The sequence below is a fragment of the Mycobacterium sp. genome (assembly GCF_032159765.1).
GTDB lineage: Bacteria > Actinomycetota > Actinomycetes > Mycobacteriales > Mycobacteriaceae > Mycobacterium.
Window position 1 is genome coordinate 14,023 of record NZ_JAVHWM010000015.1, and the last position, 13,381, is coordinate 27,403.

11 protein-coding genes and 1 pseudogene are annotated in these 13,381 nt (G+C 66.2%); 9 read left to right on the plus strand and 3 right to left on the minus strand.

Annotated elements, in window-relative coordinates; genetic code table 11:
* The first annotated feature begins 41 nt into the window (after positions 1-41).
* Positions 42-1,124, plus strand: a complete 1,083-nt coding sequence (locus tag QOH60_RS01810) for a Gfo/Idh/MocA family protein (RefSeq protein WP_526416478.1) — start codon at positions 42-44, stop codon at positions 1,122-1,124.
* 79 nt (positions 1,125-1,203) lie between these two features.
* Here the strand turns inward: QOH60_RS01810 and QOH60_RS01815 are convergent, their stop codons facing one another.
* Positions 1,204-2,337, minus strand: coding sequence for an NDMA-dependent alcohol dehydrogenase (locus tag QOH60_RS01815; RefSeq protein ID WP_526416480.1), 1,134 nt, complete (start codon positions 2,335-2,337; stop codon positions 1,204-1,206).
* Between the two features lie 16 nt (positions 2,338-2,353).
* On the minus strand, positions 2,354-3,790 hold the full coding sequence (locus tag QOH60_RS01820) for an aldehyde dehydrogenase (RefSeq protein WP_526416482.1): 1,437 nt from the start codon (positions 3,788-3,790) through the stop codon (positions 2,354-2,356).
* Between the two features lie 103 nt (positions 3,791-3,893).
* Here QOH60_RS01820 and QOH60_RS01825 point away from each other — a divergent pair, with 103 nt between their 5' ends.
* The 4 genes from QOH60_RS01825 to QOH60_RS01840 are packed head-to-tail and all read left to right on the plus strand — an operon-like array spanning position 3,894 to position 7,242.
* Positions 3,894-4,328 carry an FAS1-like dehydratase domain-containing protein gene (locus QOH60_RS01825; RefSeq protein ID WP_526416484.1) on the plus strand — a complete coding sequence of 145 codons (435 nt, stop codon included), beginning with the start codon at positions 3,894-3,896 and terminating at the stop codon, positions 4,326-4,328.
* Positions 4,325-4,780: a MaoC/PaaZ C-terminal domain-containing protein gene (locus QOH60_RS01830; protein ID WP_526416486.1), complete on the plus strand. Its 456-nt coding sequence runs from the start codon at positions 4,325-4,327 to the stop codon at positions 4,778-4,780. The genes QOH60_RS01825 and QOH60_RS01830 overlap by 4 nt, the downstream gene beginning before the upstream one ends.
* 12 nt (positions 4,781-4,792) lie before the next feature.
* Positions 4,793-6,133: a TetR/AcrR family transcriptional regulator gene (locus tag QOH60_RS01835; RefSeq protein ID WP_526416488.1), complete on the plus strand. Its 1,341-nt coding sequence runs from the start codon at positions 4,793-4,795 to the stop codon at positions 6,131-6,133.
* Positions 6,134-6,147: 14 nt separating this feature from the next.
* The gene (locus tag QOH60_RS01840; protein WP_526416490.1) at positions 6,148-7,242 is read left to right on the plus strand and encodes a CaiB/BaiF CoA transferase family protein; all 1,095 of its coding nucleotides are present in this window, start codon (positions 6,148-6,150) and stop codon (positions 7,240-7,242) included.
* Here the strand turns inward: QOH60_RS01840 and QOH60_RS01845 are convergent.
* Positions 7,211-8,068, minus strand: a complete 858-nt coding sequence (locus QOH60_RS01845; protein WP_526416492.1) for a 3-carboxyethylcatechol 2,3-dioxygenase — start codon at positions 8,066-8,068, stop codon at positions 7,211-7,213. The two genes, QOH60_RS01840 and QOH60_RS01845, sit on opposite strands and share 32 nt — an antisense overlap.
* A gap of 127 nt (positions 8,069-8,195) precedes the next feature.
* On the opposite strand from QOH60_RS01845, the gene QOH60_RS01850 reads away from it, so the two are divergent.
* The 4 genes and pseudogenes from QOH60_RS01850 to QOH60_RS01865 form a co-directional block, all read left to right on the plus strand.
* Complete coding sequence (locus QOH60_RS01850; RefSeq protein WP_526416501.1) at positions 8,196-9,500, plus strand: alpha/beta hydrolase; 1,305 nt, start codon at positions 8,196-8,198, stop codon at positions 9,498-9,500.
* On the plus strand, positions 9,488-10,894 hold the full coding sequence (locus QOH60_RS01855; RefSeq protein WP_526416494.1) for a WS/DGAT/MGAT family O-acyltransferase: 1,407 nt from the start codon (positions 9,488-9,490) through the stop codon (positions 10,892-10,894). Before QOH60_RS01850 ends, QOH60_RS01855 begins: the two co-directional genes overlap by 13 nt.
* Before the next feature lie 97 nt (positions 10,895-10,991).
* Complete coding sequence (locus tag QOH60_RS01860) at positions 10,992-13,160, plus strand: acyl-CoA dehydrogenase family protein (protein WP_526416496.1); 2,169 nt, start codon at positions 10,992-10,994, stop codon at positions 13,158-13,160.
* Positions 13,157-13,381: pseudogene (locus QOH60_RS01865) on the plus strand (thiolase C-terminal domain-containing protein); the annotation flags it as partial. The gene QOH60_RS01860 and the pseudogene QOH60_RS01865, both read left to right, overlap by 4 nt.

Below are 13,381 nucleotides of genomic sequence, written 5' to 3' on the forward strand. Positions count from 1 at the left end.
ATCTAACATTAGTGTCACTAGTGAGAACCGGAGGAGGGCGCATGACGTTACGGGTCGGCATCATCGGCGTCGGTTGGGGCGCTCACGTCCAGGTGCCCGGTTTCCGGGCGGCCAAGGGCTTCGAACCAGTCGCGCTCTGTGCGCGCACACCCGAGCGCCTTGAGCGGATGGCCACCAAGCTGGGCATCGAGGACACGTCCACTGATTGGCAGTCGTTCGTCACGCGCGACGATCTCGATGTCATCTCGGTCGCGACGCCCACTGTGCTCCATCACGACATGACGTTGGCCGCGCTTGCGGCAGGAAAGCCCGTGTTGTGCGAGAAGCCGCTTGCCGGCGACCTCGACGCTGCCCGCGACATGGTGCGCGCCGCCTCCGAGGCCAACGTGCCCACTGCCTGCTGCTTCGAGAACCGTTGGAACCCTGACTGGTTGGCTGTTGCCGACCGGGTGCGCTCGGGGTTCCTCGGCACTCAGTACCTCGCACGGGTCAGCCGCAGTGCGTCCTACTGGCATCCCAGCCACCCACTTCAGGCCCACTGGATGTACGACCGCGAGCAGGGCGGCGGATATCTGGCGGGCATGCTGGTGCACGATCTCGACTTCCTGTGCAGCCTGCTCGGCCGCCCCGTCTCGGTGTGCGCGGAGGTGCGCACCAGCGATCCGGTCCGCGAATTGCCCGACGGCGGGACGCTGTCGGTAACCGCCGACGACACCGCGGCCCTGATCATGCGGATGGAACCCGGGGTGACGGTGATCCTGAGCCTGTCCGTGATGGGCGCTCACGCCGACCACTACCGCCTCGAGTTGTTCGGCTCGGACGGCACCATCATCGGCGACGGCGATTTGCGTTCTGCGGCATACAGTCTCGGTGCCGCCACCGACGACGGGTTGAGCCCGCTGACCGTCGATGAACGCGAGCCCGCGCACCCGGAACGGCTGCCAGGCGGGCTGGCGGGCCATGCCAGCCGCGCGATGGCGCTGATGCTGCAGGACTGGCTGCCTGCGTTCGACGGCGCACCGAGCGGCGCGGCCACCTTCGAGGACGGGCTGCTGTCGCTCGCGGTGATCGATGCCGCACACCGCTCGTCCGAGGGCGGCGGCTGGGAGCCCGTGCAGCTGTAGCGCGCTGGAACCCGCCGAAAGTGAGCTTGTGATCGAGATTTCCGCCAAAAGTGACCCATAGGTTCAGATTCGGCTGCGGCTAGTCGAGTGACGCCTCCGCCGGCGGGTAGATCAGTACGCCACGGATGTTGGCACCTGCGTGCATATCTGCATAGCCGTCGTTGACCTTCTCCAGCGGGTACGTGCGAGTGATCATGGCGTCGAGGTCCACTTGGCCCGCACTGCTCAGCTCCAGGATCTTCGGGATGTCGGCCCGCGGGTTGCCCGAGCCGTACAGGGTGCCGATGATCTGCTTCTCGGTCAGGGTGAGGTCCATCAGGTTGGCCCGTATCTCCCGCTCCAGCATCGGATGGATGTTGGTGACCACCAGCTTGCCGCGCTTGGCCGTCATCGCCAGAGCCTGACCGACCAGTTGGCCGTCGCCGACTCCCATCGCGCAAATGAATTTGTCGACGCCGCGATCCCAGGTAGCTTCGGCGACAACGCCTTTCGCTTCGTTCCAGTCGGCCGCGGTATGGGTGGCGCCCATCTTCACCGCCTCGGCGCGCTTGTACTCCGACGGGTCGATAACGGTGATAGTGCGGGCGCCCGCCAACCGGGCGCCTTGCACCGCGGCGGCGCCGATGCCACCGACTCCCGCGACGGCCACCGTGTCGCCGGGCCGGACGTCGGCGGCGTACACCGCCGACCCCCACCCTGTGATGAATCCGCAGCCGAGGAGGCAGGCCGTCTGTAACGGATAGTGCTGCGGAATCTTGACGCAGCTGGCCTCGTGCACGACGGTGTGATACGCGAACGAGCCGACACCGCAGGCCAATGCGAGGTCGTCGCCGTTGAAGTGATGGCGCGCGGTACCGTCGTGAATCTGCATGCCGGAGTAAATCTTTGCGCCGAGGTCGCACAGGCTCTGATGACCCGTCGAGCACGACGGACACCGGCCGCACGACGGGATGAAACTGAACACCACATGGTCGCCGGGTGCCAGCCACGACACGTGGTCGCCGGCGGCCTTCACCACACCTGCGCCCTCGTGCCCCCCGATGCAGGGCAACCGGATCGGCATGTCACCAGTGACCAGGTGGTCGTCGGAATGGCACATGCCAGAGGCGTGCAACTCGACGAGCACCTCGGTCGCCCTGGGCTGGTCGAGCTCGATGGTCTCGACCGACCATGGCGTGTTGCGTTCGAACAGGACCGCTGCCTGCGTCTGCATTGAATTCCCTTCCGAATTACCGGATTATTGCCTGATATTCGACGAAGCCCGCGATGCCCTCGGGGCCGCCCTCGCGGCCGATGCCGGACTGCTTGAAGCCGCCGAATGGGCTACCGAAGTCGAGCACCGCAGTCGAGTTGACTGCCACGGACCCGACCTGCAGCCGAGCCGCCACCACCGCCGCGTGCACCTCGTCGGCTGACCACACCGCACCGACGAGTCCGTACCGGGAATCGTTGGCGATCGACACTGCGTCGGCCGCTTCGTCAGGGCCTGCGTCGTCGTAGGGGATCACGACCGCGACCGGGCCGAAGACCTCTTCGCGAGCGATTTCCATGTCATTAGTCGCCTCGACGAGTGCGGGCTCGACGAACCACCCTGGGCGGTCGGGTCGATTGCCGCCGGTGAGCACCGTGGCGCCCTCGTCCCGCGCGCGCGACAGGAACCCCTCGACTCTGTCGCGCGCGGCCTCGCTGATGACCGGACCTATGTCCGTGGAACGGTCGGCGGGATCACCGACGGTCAGCGCTCCGATCGCAGTGGTCAGCGCGCCGATAAAATCGTTGTAACGGCTGCGGGGTAACAGAATTCGAGTAAGCGCGGCGCACAGCTGCCCGTTGTTGCCCATCACTCCACCGACCAGCCCGGGCACGGTGGTCTCGACCGGTGCGTCGGGCAACACGATGGCCGCAGACTTGCCGCCGAGTTCGAGGCTGCTGCGACAGATGCGGGCTCCACAGGCGGCAGCGATCCGCGCGCCCACGGCCGTCGAGCCGGTGAAGCTGACCTTGTCGACATCTGGATGGTTGGTAAGCATTTCGCCTGTCGCCGCCCCGCCGTTGATGACGTTGACCACGCCGTCGGGGATAGCCGCCTCCTCGATGGCCTCCATCAGCACGCCGAATTCGAGTGGCGCATCGGGCGCGGGTTTGAGGACCACCGTGCAGCCAGCGGCCAGCGCGGGAGCCAGTTTCAGCGCGGCGACGAATAGGGGCGTGTTCCACGGCACGATCGCTGCTACAACGCCGACGGGAACCTGGTGAACGTGTACCGTGCCGCCTGTCATCGAGGGGCGGGTGGCGGAGAACGGATGGTCGGGTGTGATGTCCGCATAGGACTTCAGCACGCCGACCGCGGTGATCACCTGGCCGAAAGTGCTCCACGATCGCGGCGACCCGATCTCTGCAGTGGTCAGGTCCGCGAGCTCACCCTTGCGGGCGCTGAGCACATCAGCGAGCCGGCCCAGTGCGGCGCCGCGGTCGGCGGGGGAGGTGGCTCCCCACGACGGCAGCGCGCGGCGGGCTGCCGCGACGGCGGCGTCCACCTCGTCACGGCCGGCAACACCGACCGTACCCAGCAGCTCACCTGTCGTCGGCGACCTCACGTCCTCTGTCGCGGCGTGAGTGCCGGTCACCCATTTGCCTTCGACGTAGCTCGCCGTCAACGTGATCATGGGCCGATTCTGGCAGCAATGTCATCTTTCGACAAGCTCCCCATTTGTGGAGAAGCGCCGTTTCGGTTTCGGTTCTCGCAATTTTCTGACACTATTGGTCATTATGACTGCACCGCCCGACAGCGACGCCGCGCTCACCCAGGGACAACCCTGGGAGGTGATCGTCGAGCGCGGCAAGATCGCCGAGTTCGCCGACGCCATGCTCAGCGACGATCCCGCCTACCGCGGGCCGGACGCGATCGTCCCGCCGACGTTTCTGACCAGTGCCGCTCGCTGGGCACCGCCGGGAGTCCGTGTCGACGTCGGCTTCGACCGGAAGCGGCTGCTGCACGGCGAGCAGGAGTACACGTTCCATGGTGACCCGCCCGCTGCGGGCGACGTTCTCACCGCGCAAGAGCGCGTCGTTGAGCGATTCTCCAAACCGGGCAAGCGCGGCGGCGTGATGCGCTTTGCCACCGTCGTCACCGAATACCGGGACACCGCAGGCACGTTGGTGGCCGAAGCGAAAGCCACCTTTATCGAGACGGCCGCAAGATGACGGCGACCACGCAACTGCGGCCCGGCGTGCTGGCGGCGCCTCGCGAGTTCGGGCCACTGACCCGTCAGATGTTCGTCCGCTACGCCGGGGCGTCCGGCGACCTCAACCCGATGCACTACGACGACGAACTCGCGCGGTCGGCCGGTTACCCCTCGGTCTTCGCCCAAGGCATGTTCTCGGCGGCGCTGCTCGCCGGATTCGCCACCGATTGGCTGGGCGCGGGCAACGTACGCCGTTTCGGAGTCCGCTTCCGCGAACAGGTCTGGCCGGGTGACGTACTGACCTGTTCGGGGACCGTCACCGAGGTATCCGAGGAATCGGACGCGGACCGGCTGACCGTCGAGTTGACCGCTACCCGAGAGACGGGCGGCGTCGCGATCACCGGCTCTGCGGAGTTCCGCATCCCGCGCACCGCGACCGAGCGTCACGCGAGTCGTCCGGATCGGCCATAGGCTGCAAACACTATGTCCGAAGCCTCGATCGTTCGCCGGGCCAGCTACGGCCCCTCCAGCCCCGCCGTGGGCGTCCGTGGTGCAAGCACGCGGGGCAAGATCACCGAGGTCTCGCTGGAGTTGTTTGGCCGCCTCGGATACTTCGACACCTCGGTGGACGCGATCGCCAAGGCCGCAGGCGTGTCCCGGGCCACGCTCTACCAGTACTTCAAGGGCAAGGACGAGATCTTCCTGGAATTGCTCAACGAGTGCGGCAGCGCCCTGTTCCGTGTCGCGCGGCGCATCGGCCCGCTCGGACCGGACGAGGTGGGCTTCGACAACCTCAACTGGTGGCTGGGTGAGTGGAGTTGGGTGTTCGAGAAGTACTCCACGATGTTTGTCCAGTGGACTGCCATCGCCTCGTCGGACACCAAGGTGCGCCCCGAGATCACCCGCTTCGTGCGCAGCTACAACCATCGCGTCGCCGAAAGGCTTGCCGCCTCGGGCCTTCAGGGTATCGACCCCGAAGTTGCCGCCATGACGATGACCGCTCTCGTGCACCGGATGAATCTGTTCGTGCACACCGACCGCTCGTACGGCCGCAGCGCGAAGGACACCGTCGACACTCTGTCGGTGTTTCTGCAACTGGTGTTGTTTCCCGACACCCCGCCAGCGGTGTTGACGTCGCTTCGGTTGCACGCCAGCAGTAACCCCGTCGCCGACGTGGACACCGTGCAGGTGCCCGAGGAGCCGGACGTCGCCGGGCTGTCCATCGCCGAGCGCACCGCCAACCTCAGTAAGCGGGCCGTAGCCACCGTGACCGCGTTGGCAGATGCGGGCGCTTCCCAGTTCCGCGCCCGCGGCTATCGCAGCACCAGTGTCGACGACATTGTGGAGGCCGCCGACGTCGCGCGTGGCACGTTCTACAAGTACTTCAGCGACAAGCAGGATCTGCTTGCCGCCGTGGGCGCCGAAATCTATGGGGCCGGAAGGGCATTCGCGGAGCGGATCGCTCACGTCGATCCGTTGGCGGAAGGTGACACGCTGCGGCACTGGCTGGCCACCTACGTCACGTTCTACGACCGGTATTCGGGTTGCATCGACGCGTGGGCGGAGGGCACCACCGACGACCCGACAATTCTCGGCATCGGCGAGAACGGGCAGGTGTTGATGGACATCGGGGCGGCCAGGATGTTGATCAGCTCGCCCAGTGCATACCCCTTCGATCCGGTGGTGTCGGCGCTGATCCTGCGCGCGCTGGTGACGCGGGTGCCTCAGGCCGCGCTCGATCTGCCCGAGCCGATGAGTGGCGACGATGTCATCGCGTTGTTGATGAACTGCATCAGGCGCGGCTTCTATGGTCGCGCAACGTAACTCGGGCTAACGACGTGAACGAGGGCTCCCCGCCGGCATCCTTGGGCCCGTTGGCCGGAGTGAAGGTCGTCGAACTTGCGGGAATGGGTCCGGGTCCGCATGCGGCGATGATGCTTGGCGATCTCGGTGCCGACGTGGTGCGGGTCCAGCGGCCCGCAAGCCGGGCGGGTGGCGCACAGCTACGCGGTCGCCGGATCATCTCGGCCGACCTCAAGGACGCAGGTGATCTTGAGCTGGTGCGTGGATTGATCGACGGCGCTGACGTCCTCCTCGAGGGCTTCCGCCCAGGTGTCACTGAGCGACTCGGCCTCGGTCCCGACGAATGTTGCGGTCGCAACCCAGGATTGGTCTACACGCGCATCACTGGGTGGGGGCAGACGGGCCCTCGTGCTCACCAAGCTGGGCATGACATCAACTACATCGGGCTCACTGGGCTGCTGCACGCGATGGGCGCTCCCGACCGTCCGCCGGCACCACCGCTGAACCTCGTCGGCGACTATGGTGGTGGCTCGATGTTCGCGGTCGTCGGTGTGCTTGCCGCGTTGGTCGAACGAAGCACCTCGGGTCGTGGCCAGGTGATCGATGCCGCAATCGTCAACGGCGCCCCGGCGCTGGGACACGTACTCTGGTCGATGCACGCTGACGGCCGCTGGTCAGATAAGCGGGGCGCCAACATCTTCGACGGATCGGCGCCGTTCTACTGCACGTACGAATGTGCGGACGGCGGCTATGTTGCGGTGGGTGCGCTCGAGCCGGAGTTCTTTGCCGAGCTGCTTCGGCTGCTGGGGATCGATCCGGCCACGCTGGGTCCGCAGCGCGAGCGCGCCGGCTGGCCGGTGATGCGGGCTGCACTGTCGGAGAAGTTCTGCCGGCACCCCCGTGATCACTGGGCGCAGGTGTTCGCGCAGAGCGACGCATGTGTCACCCCCGTGCTGACGATCACCGAGGCGATGGATGATCCACAGTTGCGGGCGCGCAACGTGTTCGTCGAAATCGATGGCGTCTGTCAGCCGGTTCCCGCGCCACTGTTCTCGCGGACGCCTGCGCCGCGGCCCAGGCCTGCGGCTACCCGTTCGGTCACGCCGACGTGGCAACCGCCATCCCAGTGATCCATTCGGGCACCGGTTCGTAGGCTAGCGGCGTGACAGCCCGACCGCCGCCCGCGGCGCCGGCGGCAAGCCAGGTCCTGACCTCGTTGGCGCCCGCGCCGGCGCGAGCGTGAGCGCCATCGACCAGCCGAATCAACTCCGCGACGTTCCAGGTCGACATCGCGTTCAACACGTCAGTGTCCCAATCCGGCCGAATCTTGTTGCGCGCGTCTGCCATCCCCTCGGAGATGATCCGCGCCCGATCCTCATCGCTGAGATCGTAGGTGTCGACCTCCAGACTCGGTGGCGAATGCGACAGCCCTCCGGTCCCGATCACAAGCACCCGCTCGTGGAGCCCATCGAGGAACCGTCCGACCTCTGCACCAAATTCCGCTACCCGGCGCCCGACGGGCAGGGGAGCGGTCGCGCAGTTGACGGGCACCGGGATGACCGGCTTGTCCGCCAATTCGCCGACGAGGTCGCGAACGGGCTGGGCGAACGCGTGGTCCAACTCGATCTCGCGGCACGCCGCGACGTCGAATCCGGCCGACAGCAGGTGTTCGCATAGTCCGCGTGCCAACGCTGACGGGACGTCGAGGTCACCGGGCGGATGGCCGCCTTCGGCGAGGATCGACGCGGATAGCGCCACGCCGAAGGCGGGTACCACGTGGCGGAACGCCCGGCGATGGTCGCCGCCGAAGACGACGACGACGTCGGGATCGAACCGCCGCACGCGTTCGGCCGCGGCCGCGAGCGCCGTACGGAACCGGTGCCCGAACGCGTGCTCAGTGTCGCGTTCCTTGCCAGGGCTGTGGCTTGCGCAGACAACCAGCCGCTCGGACGTCACGTCACCTCCTACAGAAGTGACACTAATGTTAGATGAGTTCGATCGCCACGATGCGGCTGGCCATTGACGGCGAAAATGGCCCTTAGTGAATTTCCAAAATAGTTAAATGTATAGTTAAATGTTCATCATGCTACTCGGCCGCCTCCGTAGGAATCTCCGGTTCCTTCGTCGCCCCTGGGTAGCGATCGCGGCGGCCGCGCTCGGGGCGATGGCCACGCTCAACGGGTATCGGCCGCTGGCCACCACCGGCTTCCGTTCGGTCCTCGCATTCGTTTCTGGTGTCACCACGACGGAGTTGCCACTGCAGAATCTCGTCGGCCAGACGGGTGCGGCGGCGCTACTGGCCCGCACCACACCGCCCAGCGCGCGTCGGTACGTCGGACTTCTCTGGGGCGCCTCGTGTCTGGGATTGCTCGGGCTGAACCGGGTGGGGAGGCGGGCTGACGTGACGCTGACTGCAGCCCTGGATCAGGGGCTGGGGGCCCGACGTCGGACCGACTCCGCGGGCCTCTGGCAGCGGCCGGTGTCGAGCGACGGGCTGGCAAAGCAGCCCGGTCTGGTGCGCATGATGCGGGTCTACCGCGACTATGCGCACGACGCCGACATCGCTTATGGGACACACGGCGCGGCGAACTACCTCGACATCTGGCGCCGCCCCGACCTCGACCGCGCCGGCCAAGCGCCGGTACTCGTGCAGATTCCCGGTGGTGCATGGACGAGTGGCAATAAGCGCGGGCAAGCACATCCGTTGATGAGCCATCTCACCGAACTCGGTTGGATCTGTGTGGCGATCAACTACCGACTCAGTCCGCGTCACACATGGCCCGATCAGATCGTCGACGTCAAACGGGCGATCGCGTGGGTGAAGCAGAACATCGCCGAGTACGGTGGAGATCCGGACTTCGTCACCGTCACGGGAGGGTCGGCAGGCGGCCACCTCTCCGCGTTGGCTGCCCTCACCGCCAACGACTCTGGCTTTCAGCCCGGCTTCGAGCATGCCGACACCTCCGTGCAAGCGGCGGTCCCGTTCTATGGCGTGTACGACTTCACCCGCACGGACCGTGCGCTGCACCCGATCATGGTGCCGTTCATCGAACGCTTGGTCATCAAACGGCGACGTCGCGAAGCGTTCGACGTTTTCGCCGCCGCGTCACCGATCACCCACGTCGGTCCGAAGGCTCCGCCCTTCTTCGTTCTGCACGGCCGAAACGACTCGTTCATCCCTGTCGAGCAAGCGCGGAGCTTCGTCACGCGGCTTGGCGAGGCCAGCCTGGAGCCTGTGGTGTATGCCGAACTGCCCATGGCCCAACACGCCTTCGACATCTTGGGCTCGGCGCGCGCCTCGCACGCCGCGGTGGCAGTCGGGCAGTTCCTCGCCGAGGTGTACTCCCGACGAGAGATCCGTGAGGAGGTGCGATCATGCGGCAGCTGAGTGCCACCGACATGCTCATGCTGATGCTCGATTCGGCGCGCACGCCAAACCACATGGGTCCCATCCTCATCTGTGAGCCGCACCGCAAGTCGGGCGATCCCGTGACGTTCGAGGAGATCTACGACGGCGTGGCCCAACGGCTGGCGCAGGCGCCGATACTACGCCAGCGTCTCGTGACTTCCCCTCTGGGGCTGGACAATCCGTACTGGGTCGATGACCCGGATTTCGACTTGGAGTACCACGTCCGGCAGATCGGCCTGCCGAAGCCGGGCGGGTGGAAGCAGCTGTGCGACCAGATCGCGCGGCTGGCGTCACGCCCGTTGGATCTGACCCGTCCGCCATGGGAGATGTACGTCATCGACCGACTCGACACGATTCCCGGCGTGCCCACCGACTCCTTCGCGTTGTTCATCAAGATCCACCACACCGCAATCGACGGCCAGGAGGGCGTGCAGTTGGTCAACGTGCTGACCACCGTCGATCCCGACGTCTCCGAGTCGGCGGCGTCGCTCGCGCCGTGGTCGCCCCGGCCATTGCCGTCGCGGTGGAATCTGCTCCTGCGCAGCGTCGCGAGTCTTCCGCAGCGGCCGCTCGCCGCGGCGAATTTGCTAGGACGTGCCGTTCCTGCATTGGCGCGCGCAGGAATTGGTATGTTGACTCCGTCCGACGACTCGAAGTCGGTCTCGGTGCCCTTCAGCCGATTCTCCGGACGGATCAGTGCCCACCGAGTGGCCGACGCCGTCACGGTGCCGCTCGCGACACTCAAGACCGCACGTGCGCGTGTCCCGGGTTCGACGATCAACGACGTGGCGCTGGCCGTTGTCGGCGGCGCACTGCGCCGATATCTGCTCAAGCACGACGAGTTGCCCGACAAGTCGTTGGCAGCGGCCGTTCCGATCTCGACGCGCGCCAACTCAGACGTGGGTGCCGGCGGTAACCAGATCGACGGCACCCGGGTCAGCCTGTGCACGGACATCGCCGACGATGTCGACCGGCTCGGCGCAATCTCGGCCGCCACCAAGGACATCAAGACCGTCCGGGTAGGAGTCAGTGCGGGCCAGCTGTCTGCACTGTCCGAAGTGGTCCCAGGCCAGTTGCTCGGCACTGGGTTGCGGGCTGCGGCAGAACTGGCCACCAAGGCCAAGATCACCACGGCAGGCAACTGCACCGTCACGAACGTTCCCGGGCCGCGCGTGCCGTTGTACTTCCTGGGGTGCAAGGTGCTGTCCTGCCATGGGATTGGGCCGATTCAGGACGGGATGGGGCTCATCCACCTCGCGACATCGTATTGCGATGACTTCACGATCTCGATCGTGGCCGACCGGGACATGATGCCCGACATGGAGTTCTACACCGAATGCATCCGCGACGCGTATGCCGGCCTGGCGAATTGATCATCGCCGCGACGCCGGCCCGCCCTCGAGGTTACTTGCCGCGAGAAATTCTGTACTGCTTGGTGATTCAATCCACCCCTATCAGGGAGGCTGTCTCATGTCCTTGGCTATAACTGACGACCACCGAGAGTTGGCCGACGTCGCCAAGTCGATGGTGACTGGCCGTGGCGGCGTGGTAAACGCACGACGCATCCTGCTCGGGGCCGACGAATCCGGCCGGTGGTGGGAGCACGACGCGCTCTGGAAGGAGATCGTCTCCACCGGCTGGCTCGGCCTGCACATCGACGAGCGGTTCGGCGGCCAAGGTTACGGACTGCCTGAATTGACGATCGTCGTCGAGCAGCTCGGCCGCGCCGCGATCGGCGGACCGTTCCTGCCTACCGTGGTGGTATCCGCGGTGGTCGCCGAGGCCGGCACCGACGAGCAGCGGCAGCGGTGGCTCCCTACGCTTGTCTCGGGTGACGTGGTTGCAGGCGTCGGCACGGAAAGCAATGCGCAGCTGAGAGATTCGACTGTGAGCGGCGCCCCCATCGCAACGTTGGGTGAACGCAGCGCCGACCTTTTCCTGATTCCAGTGGGAGAGGACCTGGTGTTAGTGGCGGCGGGCGACGCCGTTTCTGCGACGCGGGTCGACTCCGTGGACCAGCTGGTGCGTTCCGTCACCGCCCTTGCGCTGTCCGATGCACCCGTTGCCGACGTGTTCGTCGGTGCTGCCGTTGTCGCAGAACGGATCACGCGGGTGCTCGCCGGCGCGGAGGCTGTCGGCGGCCTCGCTGCATGCACTGAGATGGCCACCGCATACGCCGCCACCCGCGAGCAGTTCGGCAGGCCCATCGGTTCGTTTCAGGCGGTCAAACACCATTGCGCAAACATGCTCGTCGACACCGAGCTTGCCGTGGCGGCAACCTGGGACGCCGCCCGCGCCTCGGGCTCCGAGGCTGAGCTCGCCGTCACGATGGCCGCGGGACATGCCCTGACCGCATATCAGCGGGTGGCATTGCAAAACGTGCAGGTTCACGGCGGCATCGGGTACACCTGGGAGCACGACGCACACCTCTACATCAGACGCGCCACGGTGTTGCAGGCCTTCGCCGGTGATCAGGAGGCGTTGCGAGACAAGGTTATCGAGTTGCAGCGTGGCGGAGTGCGACGCGGCCAAAAGATCGACTTGCCTGAGGGTGCCGAGCAGTACCGAAAGGCAGCGCTGGAGTTTCGTTCCGAACTGGAGGCCTCGGCAGCCGATGATCGTCAGAAGCTTTGGGCGCGCAGCGGCTATTTGCAACCGCACTGGCCGAAGCCGTACGGCCGGGCCGCCGATAGCGTCGAACAGCTGATCATCGAAGACACGTTGCGGGGTCTGGACAAACCCAGCCTCGGGCTCGGGGAATGGGTCGTGCCCACGCTGCTTCAGCACGGCACTCCCGACCAGATCGACCGCCTGCTGTGGCCCAGCCTCGAGGGCCGGCTCCGGTGGTGCCAGCTGTTTAGCGAACCCGGTGCCGGTTCGGACGCGGCCGCGGTCGCCACCAAGGCCAAGCGCGCCGAGGGCGGCTGGGTGGTCAGCGGTCAGAAGGTGTGGAGCAGTGACGCTGCCATCTGCCAGCGTGGGCTGGCCACCGTGCGCACCGACCCGGATGTGCCCAAACACAAGGGCATCACGGCAATGATCATCGACCTCGCCGATCCCGCCGTGCAGATCCGCCCGCTTACCGAGCTCACCGGCGAGACCTTGTTCAACGAGGTGTTCTTCGACGACGTGTTCGTGCCCGACCACGACGTCGTCGGCGCGGTGAACGGCGGGTGGGGTGTGGCGATGGCGGCATTCGGCAACGAGCGGGTCTCCATTGGCGGCGGCTCGGTGACCATGACCGCCGACACGCTGATCGACCTGCTGCAGCGCCGGCGTCCACAGGACGCCGGCCTGGCACGCGAGGTCGGTCAACTGCTCATCGAGGCGTACACGCTGGCGGCTCTGAACCTGCGACAGGCAGCGCGCGCGGTGTTTGACGCCGGGCCTGGCATCGAGGGCAACATCGCCAAGCTCTTCGGGGCTGAGCACGCCCAGCGGGTGGCGGAGTTGGGGTTGCGTATCGCAGGCCCTGCCATCCTCGTCGGTTCAGAACCCGACGTCGTTCACGACTACTTGTTCAGCCGGTGTCTGACGATCGCCGGCGGTACGTCGGAAATCGTCAGAAACCTTATCGCCGAACGTATCCTGGGATTGCCGCGCGATCCGGGGCCGAAGTCGATCGGAGAAACGACATGACCTGTGCCGTCGTCGGAATCGGACGCACGACCTACAGCCGCAACTCCGGCCGCACCACCCGGGCAATGGCGGTTTCCGCGTGTCGGGACGCCATCGCCGACGCCGGCCTCACTCCAGCCGATGTCGACGGCATCAGCACCTATATGGTCAACGACTCCGAACAACCCATCTACGTGGGCTGGGCGTTGGGTATCGATGAGCTGGCGTGGGCCAATGCGATG

Bases quoted from the DNA above. Each gene is read 5' to 3' on its own strand.
- QOH60_RS01850 (WP_526416501.1), top strand. From the start codon at position 8,196: ATGCTACTCGGCCGCCTCCGTAGGAATCTCCGGTTCCTTCGTCGCCCC.
- QOH60_RS01815 (WP_526416480.1), bottom strand. From the start codon at position 2,337: ATGCAGACGCAGGCAGCGGTCCTGTTCGAACGCAACACGCCATGGTCG.
- QOH60_RS01860 (WP_526416496.1), top strand. From the start codon at position 10,992: ATGTCCTTGGCTATAACTGACGACCACCGAGAGTTGGCCGACGTCGCC.
- QOH60_RS01830 (WP_526416486.1), top strand. From the start codon at position 4,325: ATGACGGCGACCACGCAACTGCGGCCCGGCGTGCTGGCGGCGCCTCGC.
- QOH60_RS01835 (WP_526416488.1), top strand. From the start codon at position 4,793: ATGTCCGAAGCCTCGATCGTTCGCCGGGCCAGCTACGGCCCCTCCAGC.
- QOH60_RS01825 (WP_526416484.1), top strand. From the start codon at position 3,894: ATGACTGCACCGCCCGACAGCGACGCCGCGCTCACCCAGGGACAACCC.
- QOH60_RS01820 (WP_526416482.1), bottom strand. From the start codon at position 3,790: ATGATCACGTTGACGGCGAGCTACGTCGAAGGCAAATGGGTGACCGGC.
- QOH60_RS01855 (WP_526416494.1), top strand. From the start codon at position 9,488: ATGCGGCAGCTGAGTGCCACCGACATGCTCATGCTGATGCTCGATTCG.
- QOH60_RS01810 (WP_526416478.1), top strand. From the start codon at position 42: ATGACGTTACGGGTCGGCATCATCGGCGTCGGTTGGGGCGCTCACGTC.